This is a genomic window from Candidatus Sysuiplasma acidicola (assembly GCA_019721035.1).
Taxonomy (GTDB): Archaea; Thermoplasmatota; Thermoplasmata; order Sysuiplasmatales; family Sysuiplasmataceae; genus Sysuiplasma; species Sysuiplasma acidicola.
The window spans coordinates 143,569-165,100 of sequence record JAHEAA010000002.1 but is presented as its reverse complement, the minus strand read 5'-3'; the positions used below and the strand labels follow the sequence as shown (position 1 = coordinate 165,100).

Here is a 21,532-nt window from a genome sequence, read left to right as displayed (position 1 = left end):
GAAATCAAGGTTCCGGTTTTTGGAATTCGCAACGAAAAAAGTGCAGTAAAGATTGTCAGGGCTGGATTGCAGCAGTTTGAAAAGGCAGATGTCAAGATCATAGATACAAGCGGAAGACACTCGTTGGAAAAAGACCTTATTGATGAAATAATGGATGTGGAAGCTGCGGCTAAGCCGGAACAGAGGATTCTAGTCCTGGATTCCTCGGTTGGCCAGCAAGCCGGAAACCAGGCGAAGGCATTCCACGACGCGGTCAAGGTCAATGGAGTCATACTGACCAAGCTCGACGGAACGGCAAAGGGGGGAGGTGCGTTGAGTGCAGTGGGTCATACCGGTGCGCCCATTCTCTTCATCGGGACCGGGGAACACATTGAGGATCTTGAAACTTTCAACCCGGAGCGCTTCATATCAAGACTCCTCGGCATGGGCGACATGCACGCGCTCCTTGAAAAGATGAGGGAGTCGATTGACGAGAATAAGGCTGAAGAAACGGCCAGGAAGATCATATCGGGTCATTTCACACTCAGGGAGATGTATGAGCAAATGGAGATGATGGCGGATGTCGGTCCGCTCAAGAAAATCATGTCTATGCTCCCTGGGATGCCCGGCATGAAGACTGATGTGGATCCAGAGGAGTTACAGCAACGCCTCTCCAGATTCAGAGTCATAATGGACTCAATGACGGCTGAGGAGCTGGATAACCCGAAGATAATCAAGTCTGGAAGGATATTGAGAATAGCAAGAGGATCCGGAACAGAACAAAAACAGGTCAGGGAATTGCTCAAACAGTACAATCTTTCAAGGCGTGCAGTAAAGGGTTTCCTCGGTAACAGGCAGATAAGGCGGCAGCTCATGAAGCAGATGAGGGATCAGGGAACACAGGATGGATAATGGAATACAGCCGGGCAGCAGACATTATGTTGTGATATCACACACGGTCCCCGCCGACGGCGATTTCAGCCTCAATGATCTTCCAGGCAGCGGTGGCAGGATTGATGTCATTGCAAGATGCATTTCCTCTGCACTTTTGATATCCAACGGCATACGGCGCGACGCGTCGATTACGATCTGCCTCTCATCTGGCGATAGGCCGGTGAGTGTTTCCGTATTCGGCTCTTCGGTGAGATACCTGAATCCGGACGAGAGATCAACCGCTGCGCTGATCAGAAATGCCCTTGTAAAGGCATCCAGACTAGAAGAGGGAATATCGAGTCCCGGTGTATATTTCAGCCATCAGTCGCTGGAGGAAGTAATGCACCACATTAGCGGGGGATGCAATACATACTACCTTAGCGAACTTGGTGAGCCAGTTGTCACTTTTAAGGCGCCGTCTTTTATGGTGCTTGGGGATCAAAAAGGGGTGACGGCGGAGGAGGATGCGCTTTTGGCGCGTTCCCAAGCGCTTAAAGTATCGCTCTCCAGACTCAGTCTACAATCGGATCAGTGTATCACTATTTCAAACTGGATTATGGACAGAGTCGTGTGAATCAGCCAGCAAATCCCGCCTCCATGGCGTTTTCTGCACGTAGTTAAAATAATACGATTCAATTAAGAAATCAGCCTTTGGGCGGGCTTGAGGGTAAAAGTTAAGATGGCTGAGGAACGCGCAGGAAGTACCGGTCCGAATGAAAAGCAGGGCGAATCATATGCTTTGAAAATGACAGATGTGAGTCCTGAAGATGATTCAGCATACGCAGTATCGAAGGCAAAGCATGAAGCCGATATGCACAGACAGATTGCAAAACTCAAGAACAAGGGAATGAAACACAGAAACAAAGCTTCCCGATACCTGCTGAAGGCAAGGAAGGCTGATTCCAGGGCTGCCGTGATGCTTCACAAGGCAAATCAGCTTAAACAGGAAGCAGCCGCGATAATGGATCAGGCAAAAACAAAGGCGAAAGCTGCTCAGGATTTGAAGAGCAATTTTTCATCCGGCCAGCTGAACGGCAAGATGGTTGACAGCGAAGTCCAGAGAACACGCCTTGATCATGAGGAGGCAAAGCTGGAAAAGCAGGGCAACAACTACCTGGCTAAGGCTGCGTCACTGACAGAGAAAGCAACAAAACTCAAGCAGAAATCTGTGGTATATCTGCAGAAACAGCGTCAGCACGAGATCGATTCCTCTCACTACCTGAAGAGAGCCGACGACATAGAGAGATCGAAGAACTGATTCACCTGCTCGGTGCTGCAGGTAACGATTTATGTTTGCCAGTGTTATCGAGATTCAACGGTGTTTTTCGTTGTATGCGCCTTCCGGATGCCTGTGGCCAAGCGGGCTCTTTCAGCAGAAACTAGCTTTCAGCGGTGCATTCAACAAATCTTATTTATACGAGAATATTAAACGTCCTTGAGTGCCCTGAGTATAGAGGGAGTGGATTCTTGGAAGCCGAAGAGATATCCGTTGAGGAAATTGAACAGAAACGGGATTTGCTGAATGTTGAAGCCGAACGTCGAAGAAAGAGCAGAGACGAACTCAACGAAAGCACAAGGGAATTTGCAGGACAGAGGGACAAGCTGAATGCCGAAGTCCGAAGACTCATTGAGGAAGCCGGAGGGCACAAGAAGCACAGAGACGAACTCAACGAAAAGGTGAAGGAAGCAAAGGAGCAGAGGGAGATATGGAACAGGAAGTACGGCGATCTTGGTTCCGCCCTCGTTGAGCTGAGAAGGACAATGTCCCCTAAGACGGGCACACCAATTTTTAAGCTCAAGAGGGATCTCAAGGCCCTCGAATTTAAACAGATGACCACTGTTCTTACTCCTGAGAAAGAGAAGGAAATTGTTGAACAGATGTCTAAGCTGCAATCTGAAATAAAGAAACGTGAGCAGTCACTTCAATCAGATCCTAAATACGCCGACATGCTGAAGGGCGTCAACGAGGCGAAGGAAAAGGCCGAATATTTTCACAAGACTGTTTCCTCACTTGCAGAGGAGGCCCAGTCAGAACACGATTTGATGATGGAACTTTACGACAAGGCAGATGAGGTAAGACAGCAGGCTGACGATTTTCAGGCAAAATTCGTTGAAGTGAAGATGAAGGCGGACGAGGAGCACAGGAAACATATAGAGGCAATACATCAGGTTCACGACTTCGATAAGATACTGTACGGCATAAGGCAGAAACAGAAAAGACCCTATGCGATGCAGCAGGACATAGAGAAGGTTAACAGGGAAGCTCAGGAGTTATTTGAGCGTTTCAAGAAGGGCGATAAACTGAGTACCGAAGACATTATGGTCCTTCAGAAATCGGGTTACCTCTGAATCAATTGGACAATGATTAAGTACTCTAAATTGTTTGAATCTTCTGGATGCTGTAAATGACCGGATCTCAGGGTACCGCACTGTTCCTTCTGCTTGGAGTACTGATTCCAGGCGCGCTTTTTACTGTGTTTGTAATCTACAACGTGAACATCTTCTTCATTATCCTGCTCATGACTTATGCGCTTACCTTCATACTCGTCTTCTACAGGAAAGATACTCAGAGCCGATAGCGGCAGTGAAGTGGTTTCCCTTTGGGTGTCGATATTTCGAGCATTGTCGAAAGGGTTGAAATAAACATAGAATCGCTTTCCGGCAAGAGGATCGCGATTGACGCTTACAATGCAATATATCAGTTCGTATCTGCAATCAGGCAGGCTGACGGCCGGCCTCTGTCTGATACCGACGGCAGGCCAACATCGCACCTCATAGGCATACTTCATCGGAATTTAAGGCTGCTCCAGGCAGGTATTAAACCTGTGTACGTGTTCGACGGCGCACCAAACAGGCTCAAGTTCGCTACCCTGCAGAAGAGGAAAGAAGCCAAGATGCGTGCTGAAGACAGGTACAGGGAGGCCATAGAGAAGAAAGACATGGAAAGGGCCTACAGCCTCGCTATGCAGACAACGCGGTTGACTGATGAAATGATAGCAGAATCGATCAGGCTGCTCACGCTTATGGGCATACCGTTTCTTATCGCACCGGAGGACGGGGAGGCACAGGCGAGTCACATGGCGAGGCAGGGAAATGTATGGGCAACGGCTTCGCAGGATTTCGACACGCTTCTCTTTGGCTCTCCCAGAACAGTACGCAACCTGACGCTGTCATCAAGGCGCAGAATACCCGGAAAGGGTGGTTTCAGCCAGGTGAAACTGGAACTGGTAGATCTGGAATACAATCTGAGGAAGCTCGGTCTCAGCAGGGAACAGATGATCGATATGGCCATACTGGTCGGGACGGATTTCAATGAAGGCATTATGGGTATTGGACCGAAGAAGGCGCTGAAAATCATGCTCGAGAACAAGAGTATTGAGAACACCAAATATGTCGGCTTACCTGGGCTGGATCACCTGGATGCAGTACGCCGAATATTCATTGAACCTGCATTCACGGACGACTACAGACTCGAATGGAAGAGACCGGACGGCGACGGAATAGTGGACTTCCTTTGCACAGAACATGAATTCGATAAGCAGGGTGTCGAGCAGGCCGTAGCCTCGCTCAACTCTATCGCCGCTGACAACCAGCAGAGTCTGGATCGTTGGATGTGATTTCCAAGTTGCCGATTTTTGTCGACGTCGCTTAAATACATAACCTTTCTTCACTACTGCGTTAATGGTGCTTTCGATGATAAAGAAAGCGGAAGGAAGCTATAATCCGGCTGATGTGGAAGGCAGAGTTTCTGAATACTGGACGCGCAACGCGATATATTCCAAGCAGCGCAGCATACGGAGCGAAGGGCAGCGCATTTATTTCCTGGACGGGCCGCCGTACACAACTGGCAACATACACGTCGGCACAGCCCTCAACAAAACGCTGAAGGATTTAAGAATCAGATACTGGAGAATGAACGGATTCAACGTGCGTGACCAGCCAGGCTGGGACATGCACGGGCTGCCCATCGAGGTAAACGTCGAAAAATCCTTCGGCCTGAAGTCAAAGAGAGATATAGAAAAGACAGGCCTCGATAAATTCGTGACGGAGTGCAAACGCTTCGCGCTCAACAATCTGAACAACATGACGCAGCAGTTCATGCGGCTCGGTGTGTGGATGGACTGGGAGCGACCGTACATGACAATCTCGCAGTCTTTTACCGAGACTGTCTGGCTCATGCTTTCCAAAGCTAGAGAGAAGGGACTGCTGTACGAGGGGGAGAGGAGCACTCAGTGGTGCTACCGTTGCGGGACAGCTCTGGCAGAAGCGGAGATAGAATACGTCGACAGGAAGGACCCCAGCATATACGTGAAAATGCCCATGAAGAGTGGGGAAGGTTCACTGCTCATATGGACGACTACGCCATGGACGATACCCGCGAACATGGCCGTTGCTGTGCACCCCGAGATGGATTACGCGCTTGTGGAATTCAGAGAAAGCGGCAAACCGCCGGAGCGGTTAGTGGTATTGGAACAGAACGCAGAAACGATTGGCTCTCTGACAAACAAGGAGGAGTATGAAGTCATAAGGTCCATGAAGGGAAAGGAGCTGGAAGGCACGGAATACACTTTCCCGCTGGAAGGGTTCGTAAACAGGGGACCGGCCAGCGACTGGAGCTGGAAGGTGTTGACGTCCGGGACTGTGGAGACCGGTTACACAGGACTCGTTCACACTGCCCCTGGACACGGGCCGGAGGATTTCGAACTGGGACAGAAGTACGGCATAGCTATATATTCGCCAGTTGACGACGACGGGAGATACACGGCTGAAGCAGGAGTCGCGCTGGCAGGGAAGCGGGTCGTCCAGATGAACGAGACCATCGTCGAGGAACTGAAGAACAGGGGTCTCCTTTATCACTCTGAAACGATTGAACACAGATATGGAACATGCTGGAGATGCAATACCCCCATCATATACAGGTCAACCAGGCAATGGTATCTGAGGACTTCGACGTTCATCAGGGACAGGATGCTTGAGGAGATAAACAGGATAGTGTGGGTGCCTGAGTGGGCCGGTTCGGCCAGACAGGCAGAATGGGCGAGAAATCTCAAGGACTGGTGTATATCGCGTCAGAGATTCTGGGGAACTCCAATGCCGGTGTGGAGATGCAGCGGATGCAGTAATGACAGGATAATATCGTCCATTTCGGAGCTGGCCAACGGGAAGAACTACCGCGAAGGCATGGATCTTCACCGGCCTTCCGTTGACGCTGTCACATTCGATTGCGAGAAGTGCGGGCGGGAAATGAGAAGGATACCGGATGTGCTCGATGTCTGGGTCGATTCCGGCGTATGCTCGTGGGCATCTCTTGACTATCCATCCGGAGCGGATGAGTTTGACAAATGGTGGCCGGGTAAATGGATAGTTGAAGCGGGCGATCAGACTAGAGGCTGGTTCAATTCGCAGCTTATCACCTCTCTGATAATGTTCGACAAGGCACCCTTCCAGTCCGCAATGCTGCACGGCTGGGTGAACGACTCCAAAGGGAGGCAGATGCACAAGAGTCTGGGCAATTCCATAGATCCCATGGATTTCATAAAGCAGGATGGTGCAGACGCCCTCCGCTTCTATATGCTCGGATCGAGGGCCCCATGGGATGACCTTTCGTTTCAGCCTGACGGCCCGAAAAATGCTAGGAGGACACTCAACATACTTTGGAATGTCTATAATTTTGCCTCCACTTACATGGCCCTGGATGACTTCACCCCATCAGACGTTGACTGGAGAAAACTCTGGCAGTCGCTTAAGACCGAGGACCGCTGGATACTATCGAGAACGCAACGCCTCGTTGCTGAGGTCACGGAGCATCTTGAGTCGCTGGAGATACACAGAGCAGTACGCTCTATAGAATCATTCATCGTGGAAGACCTTTCTCACTGGTACGTGCGGATGGTCAGGGACAGGACCTGGACTGAGGAGAAGGATCCGGAGAAAGAATCTACGTACAAAGTGCTGCACCACGCGCTGAGTACTCTCATGAAGATAATGGCTCCGTTCACACCGTCCATATCTGAGGAAATATACCGTGCGATGAATACTGACGCCCTGTCAGTGCACCTGACATCCTGGCCCTCGCCTCTTATGGATGTGCAGGATGAAAAGCTCGAGATGGATATGTCATCCGCCAGGGAGATCGTCGAGGCCGTGTTCAAGGCAAGACAGGAAACAGGCATGAAGCTCAGATGGCCGCTGTCCAGGATGATTATTAAGCCCAGGGAGGAGACGGACAGGCGCAGCATTGGCAGGATGCTCGACATTATCGAGAAGCAGGCAAACGTGAAAGCGAGCAAGTTGCTGCAGGTTGGACAGGAATGGGACGAACTCGTGCTCACTGTTGTTCCCAACCCTAACGCGATCGGAAAGATATACAGACAGTGGTCGGGCAAGATAGCCATGATGCTGAAGGCCCGGCCAGCTTCGGAGGTGATCGCGGGAATAAAGAAGGGTGCATATATGCTGGGCATTGAGGGACAGACAATCCGGATACAGGAGAACATGGTTTCTTTCAGCTACACGCTTCCAAAGAACGTGGCGCAGATAGAGCTGAAGGGATACACGCTCTATGTCGATTTCAACATGGACAGAAAGCTGGAACTCGAATCGCTTTCGAGGGAGGTGATGCGACGGATACAGAAGATGAGAAAGGACCTCGGCCTGCAGGTGGAGGAGCCGGTATATGTGCAGATAACGGCGACCGGTTCCCTACTTGAATCCATACTGGAGTGGGATTCAACCATCACCACGGAGTGCAGGATAGCGGCCATGGAGATTGTAGATGATGCGAAGGGAGAACTAAGGGATGCCTGGAAGATAGACCAGAGTGATCTGGCTATCGCGCTTTCACGGAGGCATCAGGAGAAGGTCGCTCAGACATTGCAAGAGGAAAGTAAGCAAAGCGAAAAGGACGAAGGAGAAGAGAAAGATGCTTACGTTATGGAGGCAGGAGAAACATATGCGGTTTTCGAAGACAGTTCTGACAGAGCTGTGACTATCCTGGAAACTGCGCTGGAGAACGGCGTGGATGGCATGTGTATTTCCAGGGAGTTTCCGGACAAACTCAGGAGAAAGCACAAGCTGGAAAACTGCAAGATTGTGTGGCTGAGCAGCGTGGGCGACGAAAATGCAGTAAAGCCCAATGACCTTGAAAAGATCGCTATGCATCTGAAGGAATTCTTCGATGAGACGCCCGGCATGGCGCTCATGGACTGCATAGAATACCTCGTCTCCAATAACGGTTTCCTGCCAGTCGTGAGATTAATTCAGCAGTTGAGAGACATGACCGCTAAAACGGGTTCCATTCTCCTTGTCGCGTTGGATCCGAGCACGCTGAGCGAATCTGATCTCGGAGTCCTTCAGAAAGAGGTGGACAGGGTTATTTAACCGGCTCTTCCACGACGAGGCCAAGTGACGAGAGATTTCTCCACAGGCCGGGAGTCGTCTCAAAGCCTGTGAGCTCATGCAATGATATCCATTTGTAGTCTGTGTGTTCCCAGTCTATTTTCACCTCGGTGTCTTTCTCCACCGAAAAAAGAAACGGATATGAAATCCATGCCGTGTCAGCCTTCCTTGAAGGCACTGCCTTTCCCTGCCTAATCAATGTCGGCGTGGACACTGATATCTCCTCCCTCATTTCCTTGAATGCCGCCTGGATGGGCGTCTCCCCTTCCTCGACGTACCCGGTGACTGTAGACCATTTTCCCTGAAACGATCCGACTCTTTCACTCCTCTTCAGTATGAGTATCTTGTCCCCCTTCATGACCACGCAGTTGACAACAGGCTTCTCGATGACGTTCTCTATCTTCACAACTCCTTCATATCCGTTGATTTCCACCAGATCTCCATCCAGAAACAAGGCAGGGTCAAAATCACTTACCGCAGCGGTATCGGACGATGCAAATACGTCTTTTGCCTCTTCATCTGGACTGCAGAGTATGAATCCTCTTTGAGAATCTCGCCCGCCAGAGAAAGTGGACAGAACGAGCTTCGCGAAGGCCTCATCGCACCTGCCGCAGAGCACGGGGACGCATGCAGGGACCATCGGAGGCAATATCTCACCTTCTGAGGATATGCGCACAGTTTTGCCGGAGATACGTCCGCCGCAAATGCTGCTTCCCTTTAACAGCATACAATCAAGACCTGCAATCAGAGATTTCAATCTTTCCAAAACTGAGAATTCGATAAAAACGGGCCTGCCGGGATTTTCAAAACTGTCTGTCTTTTTGAACCCGGGTCCGGGGCTTTCTCCGAAAACACCGGAGGCCCCTGTGATATCCGAGCTACACTACAGGCCCTTGTCTCTTCAATAACGGCGCCTTCAATAAAAATGTATCATCTGTCTCCTTCAGAACGTAACTGTCAAGCATCGCAATGCTTTTTGCAGAAGCCGAAATTGCTGAAAGGCATACAGTGCAGCCGAATGCGCATCTGTATGCAGAAGGTTTACGTTCCCTGATCACGTTGTTACCTCATGGAGCCTTTGCAAGGTGGGCTGCAATTGCCGGCCCTGCAACTATAATTGACACGAGCGCGGAGAGCACCATGAAGACCACGAATGCATACGCCCAGGCAAACCACTGTCTGCTGATTTGCGGAGATCTGAGCGCTTTGTCCATCGCCATGGCTGCTGGCAGAGCAAGAACGCCAGATAGACCAAAGAGTCCATACAAGCCAAGCATCGCTAGCGGTTCTTTCGTCATGCCAAGATTGTAACCAGTGACTCCATAGTATATCACTGTGATTCCGAACATGAATGCGAGGAGTCCGGAGTATTCGAGTCTCTTCTTGAGGCATATGCTGAAAGAGAGAGAAATGAGCAGGATGCCAAGCAGTGAGAATGCATCAAAGAATAATATATCATAGCCACGTCCGTTGAATGCAGGTATTGGCCATAGCAGTTCACCTGCTATTGACATTACCATCACGAACATACCTATGATTCCTGTTGGGATAGCAAGAGATGACAGCCTTTCCTTCACTTCATCTTCATTTTTCCTTCTGAATGCGAGCAGGATCGACGCTGCGGCATATGCCAAAAGGAAACCCACAAATGCCAGTATAAATATTTCCAGTCCCAGATCATCTACGAATATCATTTGCTTTCACCTCAGTACAAACTTAGTGAACCCGCCCACTAATACCCTTGTGACATACAATACGTGTAATCCCAACTTTTCCCTACGGCGCTGAACTGATGTGATAACGCATGGCGGCCGTTGCTGAACTATCTCGCAAACCGTCCGATATGCCTTGCCTCATGTGCGATTCCAAAGGACTCGGAAGCACCACGGCTCTTGTCGAATCAGTTGCAGATTTGTTGGGCGCAAGACACAACGGTTGTATTCTTACTGACACTGCAAATCCATATCATCACGCCTTATTATTTCTCCATTCTTGGAATCCCGGCTTAAATTCATAAGAGAATCAGCGCCAAATCAAAATCATCTGGTGCACCATTTTTCCGTTCTCGGAATGTGGCTTAAATAATGCCCTCGTTTTATCATAGCTTTATGGGAGAAGCCGAGGATGGTAATATCCGGGCAGAAGCGCACAATGTCGAGATCAGGCGCATTCGCGAAAACGATTGGGAGCAGTACCGCTACATCAGACTCAAGGCGCTCGAGTCCAATCCCGCAGCATTCAGCACAACGCTTGACGAAGCACTTGCTTTCGATGACACAAAGTGGATTGAACGGTCGAGAAAGAACTCAAACTCATCAACCGAAGGACTCTGGCTTGGCTTCCTCGGTGTCAAGCCCGTTGGCATCGTAGGGATGTTCATGCAGAATGTTGTTTTCAATTTATGTCATCTGTGGGTAGATCCTGCAGTCAGGCATAATGGGCTGGGAAGAAGACTCGTCGAAACAGCAATAGCCTGGGTGGATTCTCAGGAAGCGTCTGCCGCCATACGTCTGGATGTCAGCCCGGTACAAGGCAGCGCTTTCCACCTTTACTTGCAATGTGGATTTATTTCCACAGGAGTCGAAGTGAGCTTGCCTCATGATCAAGGTACATCATTGTGGGAAATGATTCTCAACCGGTGAAGCCGAAACGTTGTTTGAAATACTGTTCACCGAATCATGCAGTTTGGCCAGCCAACGAAAATGCCGATTCCATTTTTTAACCGTTGTTGCCGCAGCTGCCGCTGCTTCAATTAGACCGGGACAAAACAGCTCCCCCGTGGATGCAATTTCGTCTGGATGACCTTCGGATACAGTGTGGCAGAATCCGGAAAGCTACTTCTTCTCAAGCTCGGCATAGCCGCATTTGCCGCACGAAACCCTGTTTTTGTGCTTTGCAAGAAATACACCCGGGCCGCACTTCGGGCAGCTACGCCTTGCTCGTGTCAGTTTGCCATCCTTCACTTCATAAAGACCGCTCTTTCCCTTTGTCTTGGCCAATGAAATCACTTCGCCTGCTTCTTTGCTGCCTTCGGTGCAGCCTGTTTCTTTTCCGCCAGCTTGTTCCTGACCAGTATGTGGCGGCTCTCGAGTTTGAGGGCCGTCTCTTTATCCCCGTAGGTTCTGGCATACACTGTGGTTTCGTGCTTACCGTAACTGGTTTTCATGCTGGCTATGACCAGGCTCTCTTTGTTTACGCCTAGCGACTTGGATAGTGCATCCCTCACATCCTCTCTCGCCGGCGTCGAAGCGTTTGAATGTTTCACTACGGCCTGCACATCCGCGCGTTTCAGAAGCCTGTTGTCCTTCCTGGAAGTTATTTCCATATCCATTTGAGCATCACACTTGCGCTGGAAGCACACTAAATGGAACTAGCATTTAAAAGCTGCGTATTAGTGTTTTGATAATCCGACCCTGCGTCGCTCCGCTTGTCGTCAACATGAATACCTATTCCTGCAGCTAAGTTGATCCAAGTTCAGACTCTCTAGTGAGATGTCATGTCAACCTGACTTGAGTCCTGAAACGGGTATCATCCGTTTGAGTATTGATAACGCAACATCCCTTGAGGATTCATCGGATTTGATTGCAGTCATTCCTCTGTCGGGCAGACCATAGACAACGAGAGCGCTCTTCATAATGTATATTGATGCAAGGCCGGCCAGATCCTCCTCACCGTCCACAATTATCTTAGTGTTACCCGGAAATTCCCATGCAAGTTTCAGCGCTTCCCAGAGCTCTCTTGACAGGACTCCCGGTGGACTTCTGATCCTGAGTCGCGCTCCAGCAGTGGACAGCAGCACCTGTACCCAGCTTTCAGGAATCTCGTTGCGCTGCGTCTTGAAATCAAAAAGCGTAATCTTCGGGATCACACCGTCTGCAATGAGTGTATAACAAACCATATCCCCTACAGCAACAATTTCTCTCTTCTCACTTGCAGCAAGCGAATGTATTTCTGCGGATGAAATAATGGGTTGATATTGCTTCGACAGCTCACTCCTCAGATCCTCGGGTAAATAGAGGTCCTCCAGGACTTCAAAATTACCTGACTCGGAGTGCGTACTTGCCGTTGACATTGATACCCATCTGCTTGGCGATTGCGGATTTCTCGTGATCTACAACGACCAGATATCCCTGAAATTCTCTGGATGTCTGAGCGCCGCACAAAGGACAGCTATCCTCTTCCGTTATGTGACTGCAGCTCTTACATGCCTTAACCTGTTTTACTGCCATACTAATCACCTTAAGCGGTAATTTCTCCCTTCTCCTTTTTGGATTTCTTGTTCCTGTCTTCCTCTATCCATTCAAACTTGCCAAGGCCCGGTTGTCTCATTGTAAGGCCAATCTTGCTTTCCTTAGGGTTCTTGTCATTCAGACTGACAGCAATAATCCTTGCCCTGACTTTGTCCTGAACCTTCAGATCCCTCTTGCTCTCCTTGCCGACGATTCGCTTTCCGCCCTCGTCCACATCGAGTTTATCGTCCATAATCTGGCTGATGTGAAGCAATCCGTCGAACGGGCCGAACCTCACAAATGCCCCGAATTTTATGACATCCACCACATGCCCTTCAACCACTTCTTGTATCGAGGGAGTGAAGAGCAGCGCATCGTACTTAATCGCCTGAAAGACGCCTCCGTCACCATGGACAACTCTCCCGTTCCCATCAGGCTCGACCTTATACGTCATGACAACCATGTTTCCTTCAGCATCTATCTTCCCTTCGAAAGTGTTCCTGGCCAGTTCAGATACAAGCGTGTCGTATTCATCACCCAGCTTCTCTGGCGGTACCCTGATTATACCCTCTCTTGATTGTGTATGATACACTTTTTGTCACACTCCACCGTTCCGGAATACCGACCGAAAGCCCTCAAATGGATGGCGCTCAAACCTGAGTCTCTTTGATCTCAGCGTCGGGCTTCAGCGTCGGACTTCCGACAACACATGTCAAATTCATGGACATGAGGCGGGCTTAACCTGCATCAATGGTGCCCCGTTAATAAGCCTTTTGCAAAGTCTTCTGGTTTTCCTGCTGTAAATTTGCGCTGACTGAGACGCGATTTGGACATCGTCTTCACCGATTCGTACATAATGTGCGCTTAACATCATAGAAAAATATTTAAAAGAAACTCATTTTCCTCGCATTGGAGTTTTACGGCATGTCGTATTTCATCATCTTCGTAATAGGTGCAGCGATAGTAGCGTTGCTGTATGCAGTTACACAGACGTTTCTTATTCTGAGAATGGAAGAAGGTAATGACAAGATGGTAGAGATAGCAAGGGCCATCCAGGCAGGATCACGCGCCTTCCTTAACAGACAATATTCCACCGTAGCGCTGACTGCAGGTATCATAACAGTCATAGTTGCTCTAATCCCTGAGCTGGGCTGGAAAGAAGCGGTCGGTTTCGCGGTCGGTGCGGCCAGTTCAGCTGTGGCTGGTTACGTGGGCATGAATGTGTCCATCCGGGCCAATGTCAGGACCGCAAACGCGGCCAGAAAGTCGCTGAAAGACGGCCTGTCCGTCGCGTTCCGCGGCGGCAGCGTAACGGGCATAACCATAGTTGGTTTTGCCGCAATTAGTATATCATTTCTCTTCATTTTTTACAACGGTAATCCGGTCGATATGCTCGGATATATGTTCGGCGCTTCCCTGGTGAGTCTGTTCGCAAGAGTGGGCGGCGGCATATATACAAAAGGGGCCGACGTCGGTGCAGACCTCATAGGAAAAGTGGAAGTCGGTATTCCTGAAGATGATCCGAGGAATCCTGCAGTCATAGCTGATAATGTGGGAGACAACGTCGGTGACTGTGCAGGAATGGGTGCTGACGTGTTCGAGTCTTATGTAGTTACGATAGTGGCCGGGATGGTACTCGGAAAGACGCTTCCAGGAGTGTTCGGATCCCTTGGCCTAAACGGTGTGCTCCTCCCCCTTGGCATAGTGTCAGTTTCCATCATTTCATCCATTGTCGGGGTGTTTTTTGTCAGACTCGGACGAAAACAGAAGATAATGGGTGCGATTTACAAAGGCGTGATTGCCTCTGCCGCTCTGTCCGCGGTTGGATTCTACATACTGATGAGTAGTCTTGCCCTAGGTTCACATTTTCTACCGCTATACGTTGATTCACTGATTGGAATAGGCGTCGTAGGTATGATTATGGGGATCACCGATTACTACACAGATACACCGTTCAGACCGGTTAAATCGATCGCGAAAGCTTCCACGACAGGTGCCGGCACAAACATAATCACAGGACTCGGTTGGGGACTCCAGTCTTCGTTCGGCCAGAGCATAACTATTGTCGTCGCCGTTCTGGCGTCTTATGCGATTGCGGGAGGAGGGAGTTTCCAGGGACCCATTTCGGATTTCGGCCTTTACGGGATAGCTGTGACGGCGGTGTCGATGCTGTCGCTTACGGGCATGATAATCTCGGTGGACGCGTTTGGTCCGATAACAGACAACGCTGGAGGTATTGCAGAGATGGCCGGCCTTCCCAAGGAAGTACGCGAGCGTACCGATCCTTTGGATGCAGTAGGTAATACGACAAAGGCAATAACAAAAGGTTATGCCGTCGGCTCTGCCGCCATCGGCGCGCTTGCGTTGTTCGCAGCATTTTATGCTTACATCTCCGCGAGGGGTTTTTCAGCTGCATCGCTGGCAATAAACAATCCACTGGTGCTTGGCGGACTGCTCATCGGTGCGACGCTGCCCTTCTTCTTCACTTCGTTCCTAATGGGTGCGGTAGGCAAAGCTGCACAGGCCATTGTCATCGAGGTCAGAAACCAATTTCGTTCCAATCCCAAGATACTTGAGGGCACTGAAAAACCGGATTACGGCAAGTGTGTTGATGTGGTGACAAAGGAAGCGCTGAGGCAGCTGGCCATACCTGCCTCCATCGGTGTCCTTTCGCCTCTCCTTGTCGGTTTTATCATGGGCCCCACTGCGCTGGGGGGCTTCCTGATAGGTGTCGTTCTAAGCGGCTTCGGCCTCGCGATAATGATGACTGTCGGGGGAGCGGCCTGGGACAACGGAAAGAAACTGATAGAGCAGGGAGAATACGGAGGCAAAGGTTCAGATGCGCACAAAGCTGCTGTTGTCGGCGACACAGTCGGTGACGCGACTAAGGATACCGCAGGACCCGCGATTAACCCGCTCATCAAGGTAGTCAACACCGTTTCCATCCTGTTTATCGCTGTGATCCTCGCGTTCCACCTGCTTTGAAGCATGCTAACCGGAAAGGGGTTATTAGCGGGCCGGAACATTAGAGCGAGTGTAAGGGATGAATCTGAGTACACGAATAATAAGCGTAGCGGAGGACAATCCGCGAACAGTTGAACTGGTAGAGGCCGCACAGTGCATACGCTCAGGAGGTCTGGTCGTATTTCCTACCGAAACTGTTTATGGCCTCGGAGCAAACGCTCTATCGTCAGATGCAGTATCACTCATTTTTCGTGTTAAGGGGAGGCCTGCGGACAACCCTGTAATCGTGCACGTTTCCGACAGAGAAATGGTGAATCAGGTCGCCTTATCCATTCCGGATGTGGCCGAAGCACTCATGGACAATTTCTGGCCGGGACCTCTGACGCTTGTAATGGAGAAACGGACGGATGTGCCTGACGTTGTCACGGCAGGTCTGAACAGCGTTTCTGTCAGAATGCCTTCGCATCAGGTGGCCCTTGCGCTGATATCCGAGTCGGGTGTGCCCGTTGCGGCGCCGAGTGCCAATATTTCTGGCAGGGCAAGCATAACTTCGGCTGCAGAGGCAGTGAAGGAACTCTCAGGGATGGTGGATTTCATAATAGACTCCGGCCGCACGCGAATCGGCATCGAGTCGACGGTGCTCGACATACGCAGAACGCCCCCTGCGATTCTGAGGCCCGGGGGCGTAACGCTGGAGCAGCTAAGGAAAGCTATAGGGGACGTGGTAGTGCATCCTGCTGCAGCGAACAAAAATTACGCCTCTCATGAAGAACTACCTTCACCCGGGATGAAATACACACATTACGCGCCGCAACAGGCGATTCTCATCCTTGTTGAATACGGCCCCCGAACCGGAGAAATAATAAACAGACTCTGCGCCGAATACCGGACGGCCCGGAAGAAGGTCGGACTCATGATAACCGATGAGTGTGAGGCGACCGGCGACATGACGTTAAGAATGGGAAGTAGAAACAACGCTGAGGGAATGGCAAACAGACTCTATTCTGCAATCAGAGAGCTGGACGAATGGGGCGCGGATGTCATCATCGCAGAAGGCATACCGGAAACTGACATCGGGTTCGCAGTCATGAACCGGCTCAGACGTGCGGCAAGCAGGATAGAACCGCAAGCATGATGAGGTCAAACGAAAAAAGATGAAGGTGATGCGCCGTAGACAGTTTCAATCACCTGTTTCCTCCTCTCTCTCAGCAAAGAGACATCGGGCGCATTGATGTTCACGTGTCCCATTTTTCTCCGCCTTCTCAATCCGCTCTTGCCGTATGAGTAGACGTGTGTTTCTGGTATCTCCAGCAGCTTTTTCTCGATTTCCTTCCCAAGTTCAACGCCCACAGCGTTGACAATGCCGCTTGGCTGATACAGAACGGGTTTGGATATCGGCATGCCTGTGATAGCCCTGATGTGCTGTTCAAATTGCGAAATGGAGGAGCCATGAAGCGTGTGGTGCCCGGAATTGTGTACCCTCGGAGCGAACTCGTTAATCATGGCGCGGCCAGAGACTATGAAAAATTCTATACCCATGACTCCTACATAATCAAGGGTCTTCATGAGGCGCGACGCCATATCCTTCATTCCGCAGTCTTTCGTGGGCGCTTCATTAAAGAACAGGATTCCAGACTCATTCACATTGAGCGATGGCGTGTGGAAATGCATGCTTCCATCAATCTCTCTAGATGCGATAATGGATGCTTCATAATCATATTTGATGAATTCCTCTACGACAAAACGCTCTCCACTCGGCAGCTTTGGCTGAACCTGTTCCTCATTTCTCACGAGGAACTGTCCCTTCCCGTCATACCCGCCTCTTGATGATTTTATCACAGCCGTGCCGAAATCCCGCGCAGCCCTGATTGCTTCATCCCCATTTTCCGCGATAGTGAATCGTCCGGTTGGAAGCCGATTCATTTCCAGAAATTCCTTCTCTGCGGTTCTCTCTCTCTTAAGCGCCACGGCATCCAGGGATGGATGCAGTTTTCCGGCTTTTTCGGCATAGAGAAGCGCATTCTCATCGACATGCTCGAATTCGAATGTGACGATATCGCATGCATCAACAAAACTCCTGAAATCCTGATTGGGCATGTAACCGTCTGCAATCCTTGCTGCTGGGCCAGGTTTGTCATCAAGGACATAATAAGAATGATGGAGTTTCCTGCCCTCCATTATCATCATCCAGCCCAGCTGTCCCGAGCCCATTATCCCGATCTTCACAGAGTCACCGTCGCAACGATTCTTCAGTCGAGATGTTCAGAAAGGACATCCTTCGTCTGTGCCTCCATGAATGCCTTCAGTCTACCGGCAATGTCCGCATGCTTTATACCAAGTATCCTGAGCGCAAGGAGGGCGGCATTCCGAGCGTTCCCTATCGCCACGGTTGCAACAGGAATGCCTGAAGGCATCTGAACGATTGAAAGGAGTGAGTCGATGCCCTTCAGCTGCTTCGATGGAACAGGAACGCCAATCACAGGGAGATGCGTCATAGAGGCTATCATGCCCGGGAGGTGTGCTGCGCCTCCGGCGCCAGCTATTATCACCTCCACACCCCTTTTGGACGCACTCTTCGAAAATTCGTACATTAGGTCCGGCGTTCTGTGCGCGGAAACGATGCGGTACTCCACATCCACGCCGAAGTCCTTCAGCGTCTGCACCGCTGCAGACATGCATTCAAAGTCGCTCTTACTTCCCATCACCACACTGACGAGAGGCATGCGTGAAGTATCCGGAGAGGTACATTATAAGTATTTCGATAAGAGCACAGAAATAAAATTATGCTGCACTCACGTCATTGCGCCACAATCCTGTCCTGTTGCACAATCGCGCCACTCGGCATGTTAAATACGCCATATTGTATCGCTCAAAGCTGTAATCTCAATCGGGTGCAGTGCAGATGAAACATGAGTCTGAGAATCGGATAGTATGGAAGCCAGATGAAGAGATGATGGCGCAGAGCAATGTGGCAAGATTCATGAAGAAACACGACCTACCTGATGTCAGCTCATTAAGAAGCAGGTCCGTGGATAATCAGGTGTGGTTCTGGTCTTCGCTCGAGAAGGAACTGGGAACTCACTGGTTCTCGCCCTACGATCGCGTTCTTGATCTTTCCGGTGGGCCAGAATGGGCAAGCTGGTTCACACATGGCAGCATGAACATTTCATACCAATGTCTTGACAGGAACATCGAGGCAGGGAGAGGCAATTCGGCCGCCGTCAATTTTCAACCTGAAGGTGGTGAAATAGAATCGTGGTCCTATAGCAGACTTAAAACCGAAGTGACCGCGCTTGCCGCTCTACTCACAGATTCGGGCATAGTACGTGGAGACAGGATAGGAATATACATGCCTATGATCCCTCAAATCGTATCGGCCCTGATCGCCACAGTCAGAATTGGTGCCGTTGCAGTTCCCCTCTTCTCCGGGTTTGGTGCAAGTGCGCTCGCATTCCGGATAGCCGATACAGAGGCAAAGGCAGTGATATGTGCCGACGGCACATACCGCCGGGGCAGACGTGTCCAGATGCTGGACACACTCAAGGAGGCGGTATCCGGCTCTGCGTCAATTGAGTCCATCGTGGTTTACTCCAACACGACAAAAGTCTTGTCTGCTGGTGACAGAAGATTTATCGATTGGCCGTCTCCTGGAAAAGCAGACTCGAGAGCTGTTGAAACGGCTGCAGAGGACACATCCATGATACTTTACAGTTCAGGCACGACAGGCAAACCAAAAGGCACAGTTCACACTCATGTGGGAGCCTTTCTGCAAACTGCCAAAGAGGTGCGATTTAATGTCGACCTGCGCGATCGCGGGAAATTGCTCTGGGTCACAGATATGGGTTGGATGATGGGGCCATGGGAAGTCATCGGCGTGTTGGCGAATGGTGGAACTGTCTGCCTGATGGAAGGTGCGATAGACTTCCCCTCAAAAACAAGGCTGTGGAGCTTTATAGTTGATGTAGGTGTCAATGTTCTAGGTATTTCACCTACTGTGATAAGAACGCTCAGAAAAACCGGCGGCGAAACAGATACGTCCGAATTTTCATCCCTGAGAACACTTGCGTCCACCGGCGAACCGTGGGACGTGGAGAACTGGATGTGGTATTTCAGCAGGATAGGGGGTAAACGCCTCCCTGTAATTAATCTGTCCGGAGGTACAGAAATTATTGGATGTCACCTTGCTCCGCTTCCTGTAGATGCGTTGAAACCCTGCACGCTCCAGGGTGCAGGACTTGGAATGGATGCCGATGTTTTTGACGAATCAGGTCAAAGTGTCCGCGGCGAAGTTGGATATCTCGTCTGCAAGAAGCCTGTTCCCTCAATGACTAAGGGATTCTGGAAAGATCGGGATCGGTACATAGAGACATACTGGTCAAGATTCCCCGGCATATGGTATCACGGCGACTGGGCAAGCATAGACCGCGATGGATTCTGGTTTCTTCACGGAAGGGCCGATGACGTGATCAAAGTTGCAGGAAAGAGACTCGGCCCCTCCGAAGTCGAGAGCCTGCTGATGCAGGATGGCGACGTGGCGGAGGCTGCCGCCATCGGAATGCCTGATGAATTTAAGGGGGAAGTGCTTGCCTGTTTTGTTGTACCAAAGCATTTTCCATACAGGGAAAAGATGCAGTCAGATCTGGAGAAAATCGTTTCGGCAGGTCTCGGCAGAGCATTCGCTCCGAAGGCTGTCTATGTAGTTTCTGCTCTTCCCAAGACTCGGTCAGGCAAGATATCGCGCGGACTCATAAGAGCCACATTTGCAGGCCCTTCCGACAGGAAGCCGGATACTTCCTCGATTGAAAATCCTGAAGTACTGGAGGAGTTGAGGAAGCTTGCAGTTCAACGGGAAAGCTGATTTCCGTGTGATTGCCGGCGCCTGAACGAATCCTCAAACTCAAGAAGCTTCTTCTTCGTTTTCAGCCCGCCATATGCAGAGAATCCGCCGAGTCCCTCAGAAGCTACGACCCTGTGACAGGGGATCAGGAGAGGAAGATTGTTGGCTGCAACAGCCCCTCCAACCGCTCTAGCGCCGCCAGGGACGCCGAGGCGCGCTGCAATCTCTCCGTATGTCCTGAGTTCGCCAGATGGTATCTTCCTGAGTTCCCTCCAGACACGTTCCTGAAAGTCGGTGCCTCTGATATCAAGCTGTATTGATGAAATGTTGCCACTGCCTTCGTCGAGATAAGACCGCACCTTCGAGAGATTTCGGGATTCAGATAGAGAGTGCTTCGGCTTTCCGGAAAGTGAGATGCACATTACTCCCGCTTCGCTCTCCATCATGTTTATAAAAAGTGACAGTGCCTTGCTGTAGCACGAGCTGGAGACAACTTTTACGCATTCGTCGTCCACATCCACTTAATCGGCGCAAGCCTTAAATCACTATCTGGGTCGAAAAGGTATGAAGTCTATGAAGACGTTTCCATATTCAATATGCTTCGGTAATGTACTCTGTCTTGTCCTTACCTTAAGCGCCTTCTCCTGAACCAGACAGATGCGTTTTTATTGCCCAGGGGAAAATGGTGTCGTCCTCCTTCCTGAAATGCTCTGACATGAGCGCATCGAGTTTGTCCCTGACTTTTGCGGACGTCTGCCTGTTAGAGAGAACGCTCGCTTCCAGTTCGTTCAGCAACCCGAGGATGTCCACATGTTCCCTGAAAACTTCCAGGGCATCTCTAGATCCTTCTCTGCCGTACCTGTTGATTAGAATGCGGAGCACGCTGGACTCCTCGTCGACAATATGCTGTAACAGGACCTCCCTTAGACTCATGAGCCTGTCTTTCAGGTCCGATACTCCTTCACGGTTGATGAGTTCGGAGAGTCCGCTCATGACTGTTTTCACGTCCCGGTGCTCTTTTTCGAGCAGCGAAACGAGTTCTATGAATTCCATGTTTCTCGGTCTCATTTTAACATCACTATCGTCCGTATAGTCCATTCACACGCACCCGGCTACTTTACCATGAGCCCTGAGCTTTCAGGGACTCTCTTGATCAGGCGCATCGCACGCAGGAACTGAAACAATCCCTGAA

22 protein-coding genes and 1 tRNA gene are annotated in these 21,532 nt (G+C 50.4%); 11 read left to right on the top strand and 12 right to left on the bottom strand.

Annotated features, from left to right (window positions below):
* The 7 genes from KIS30_01775 to ileS all read left to right on the top strand — a co-directional run.
* Positions 1-891: signal recognition particle protein Srp19 (locus KIS30_01775; protein ID MBX8645474.1), on the top strand; the 891-nt coding region annotated here is incomplete at its 5' end.
* Positions 884-1,486 carry a tRNA (pseudouridine(54)-N(1))-methyltransferase TrmY gene (locus tag KIS30_01770; GenBank protein MBX8645473.1) on the top strand — a complete coding sequence of 201 codons (603 nt, stop codon included), beginning with the start codon at positions 884-886 and terminating at the stop codon, positions 1,484-1,486. The genes KIS30_01775 and KIS30_01770, both read left to right, overlap by 8 nt.
* Before the next feature lie 105 nt (positions 1,487-1,591).
* Positions 1,592-2,170, top strand: a complete 579-nt coding sequence (locus KIS30_01765; protein ID MBX8645472.1) for a hypothetical protein — start codon at positions 1,592-1,594, stop codon at positions 2,168-2,170.
* Positions 2,171-2,394: 224 nt separating this feature from the next.
* Positions 2,395-3,261: a phosphoserine phosphatase gene (locus KIS30_01760; protein MBX8645471.1), complete on the top strand. Its 867-nt coding sequence runs from the start codon at positions 2,395-2,397 to the stop codon at positions 3,259-3,261.
* Positions 3,262-3,317: 56 nt separating this feature from the next.
* Positions 3,318-3,491, top strand: coding sequence for a hypothetical protein (locus KIS30_01755; protein ID MBX8645470.1), 174 nt, complete (start codon positions 3,318-3,320; stop codon positions 3,489-3,491).
* A 21-nt stretch (positions 3,492-3,512) separates the two neighbouring features.
* Positions 3,513-4,529: a flap endonuclease-1 gene (fen, locus tag KIS30_01750; GenBank protein MBX8645469.1), complete on the top strand. Its 1,017-nt coding sequence runs from the start codon at positions 3,513-3,515 to the stop codon at positions 4,527-4,529.
* Between the two features lie 76 nt (positions 4,530-4,605).
* Positions 4,606-8,292 carry an isoleucine--tRNA ligase gene (gene ileS, locus KIS30_01745; protein ID MBX8645468.1) on the top strand — a complete coding sequence of 1,229 codons (3,687 nt, stop codon included), beginning with the start codon at positions 4,606-4,608 and terminating at the stop codon, positions 8,290-8,292.
* On the opposite strand, the gene KIS30_01740 is transcribed toward ileS, so the two are convergent.
* From KIS30_01740 to KIS30_01730, 3 genes are all read right to left on the bottom strand, one after another.
* The gene (locus tag KIS30_01740) at positions 8,285-9,037 is read right to left on the bottom strand and encodes an NUDIX domain-containing protein (GenBank protein MBX8645467.1); all 753 of its coding nucleotides are present in this window, start codon (positions 9,035-9,037) and stop codon (positions 8,285-8,287) included. The genes ileS and KIS30_01740 overlap by 8 nt on opposite strands.
* Positions 9,038-9,096: 59 nt before the next feature.
* Positions 9,097-9,203: transfer RNA gene (locus KIS30_01735), tRNA-Arg, on the bottom strand.
* Positions 9,204-9,377: 174 nt separating this feature from the next.
* Positions 9,378-10,004 (bottom strand): DUF981 family protein, encoded by a 627-nt coding sequence (locus KIS30_01730; GenBank protein MBX8645466.1) that lies wholly within the window; start codon positions 10,002-10,004, stop codon positions 9,378-9,380.
* Positions 10,005-10,418: 414 nt separating this feature from the next.
* Here KIS30_01730 and KIS30_01725 point away from each other — a divergent pair, with 414 nt between their 5' ends.
* On the top strand, positions 10,419-10,952 hold the full coding sequence (locus KIS30_01725; GenBank protein ID MBX8645465.1) for a GNAT family N-acetyltransferase: 534 nt from the start codon (positions 10,419-10,421) through the stop codon (positions 10,950-10,952).
* Between the two features lie 192 nt (positions 10,953-11,144).
* On the opposite strand, the gene KIS30_01720 is transcribed toward KIS30_01725, so the two are convergent.
* The 5 genes from KIS30_01720 to KIS30_01700 all read right to left on the bottom strand — a co-directional run bounded on the left by KIS30_01720 (position 11,145) and on the right by KIS30_01700 (position 13,131).
* Positions 11,145-11,309: a 30S ribosomal protein S27ae gene (locus KIS30_01720; protein ID MBX8645464.1), complete on the bottom strand. Its 165-nt coding sequence runs from the start codon at positions 11,307-11,309 to the stop codon at positions 11,145-11,147.
* Between the two features lie 5 nt (positions 11,310-11,314).
* Positions 11,315-11,641 (bottom strand): 30S ribosomal protein S24e, encoded by a 327-nt coding sequence (locus KIS30_01715; GenBank protein MBX8645463.1) that lies wholly within the window; start codon positions 11,639-11,641, stop codon positions 11,315-11,317.
* A 168-nt stretch (positions 11,642-11,809) separates the two neighbouring features.
* The gene (locus KIS30_01710) at positions 11,810-12,382 is read right to left on the bottom strand and encodes a DUF359 domain-containing protein (protein ID MBX8645462.1); all 573 of its coding nucleotides are present in this window, start codon (positions 12,380-12,382) and stop codon (positions 11,810-11,812) included.
* Positions 12,348-12,539, bottom strand: coding sequence for a DNA-directed RNA polymerase subunit E (locus KIS30_01705; GenBank protein MBX8645461.1), 192 nt, complete (start codon positions 12,537-12,539; stop codon positions 12,348-12,350). Before KIS30_01705 ends, KIS30_01710 begins: the two co-directional genes overlap by 35 nt.
* 10 nt (positions 12,540-12,549) lie before the next feature.
* A complete protein-coding gene (locus KIS30_01700; protein ID MBX8645460.1) occupies positions 12,550-13,131 on the bottom strand; it encodes a DNA-directed RNA polymerase in 582 nt (193 codons plus the stop codon).
* Positions 13,132-13,463: 332 nt separating this feature from the next.
* Between KIS30_01700 and KIS30_01695 the strand changes: the two genes are divergently transcribed.
* Together KIS30_01695 and KIS30_01690 are read left to right on the top strand one after the other, a co-directional pair.
* Positions 13,464-15,524 (top strand): sodium-translocating pyrophosphatase, encoded by a 2,061-nt coding sequence (locus KIS30_01695; GenBank protein MBX8645459.1) that lies wholly within the window; start codon positions 13,464-13,466, stop codon positions 15,522-15,524.
* Between the two features lie 58 nt (positions 15,525-15,582).
* On the top strand, positions 15,583-16,638 hold the full coding sequence (locus KIS30_01690; GenBank protein MBX8645458.1) for a threonylcarbamoyl-AMP synthase: 1,056 nt from the start codon (positions 15,583-15,585) through the stop codon (positions 16,636-16,638).
* 5 nt (positions 16,639-16,643) lie between these two features.
* Here the strand turns inward: KIS30_01690 and KIS30_01685 are convergent, their stop codons facing one another.
* Complete coding sequence (locus KIS30_01685; protein MBX8645457.1) at positions 16,644-17,729, bottom strand: 5-(carboxyamino)imidazole ribonucleotide synthase; 1,086 nt, start codon at positions 17,727-17,729, stop codon at positions 16,644-16,646.
* Positions 17,730-17,752: 23 nt separating this feature from the next.
* Positions 17,753-18,226, bottom strand: coding sequence for a 5-(carboxyamino)imidazole ribonucleotide mutase (purE, locus tag KIS30_01680; GenBank protein MBX8645456.1), 474 nt, complete (start codon positions 18,224-18,226; stop codon positions 17,753-17,755).
* Positions 18,227-18,405: 179 nt separating this feature from the next.
* Between purE and KIS30_01675 the strand changes: the two genes are divergently transcribed.
* Positions 18,406-20,361 carry an AMP-binding protein gene (locus KIS30_01675; GenBank protein ID MBX8645455.1) on the top strand — a complete coding sequence of 652 codons (1,956 nt, stop codon included), beginning with the start codon at positions 18,406-18,408 and terminating at the stop codon, positions 20,359-20,361.
* Here the strand turns inward: KIS30_01675 and KIS30_01670 are convergent.
* Positions 20,346-20,786, bottom strand: coding sequence for a methylated-DNA--[protein]-cysteine S-methyltransferase (locus KIS30_01670; protein ID MBX8645454.1), 441 nt, complete (start codon positions 20,784-20,786; stop codon positions 20,346-20,348). The genes KIS30_01675 and KIS30_01670 overlap by 16 nt on opposite strands.
* A gap of 184 nt (positions 20,787-20,970) precedes the next feature.
* Positions 20,971-21,438, bottom strand: a complete 468-nt coding sequence (locus KIS30_01665) for a hypothetical protein (GenBank protein ID MBX8645453.1) — start codon at positions 21,436-21,438, stop codon at positions 20,971-20,973.
* Positions 21,439-21,532: the final 94 nt, after the last annotated feature.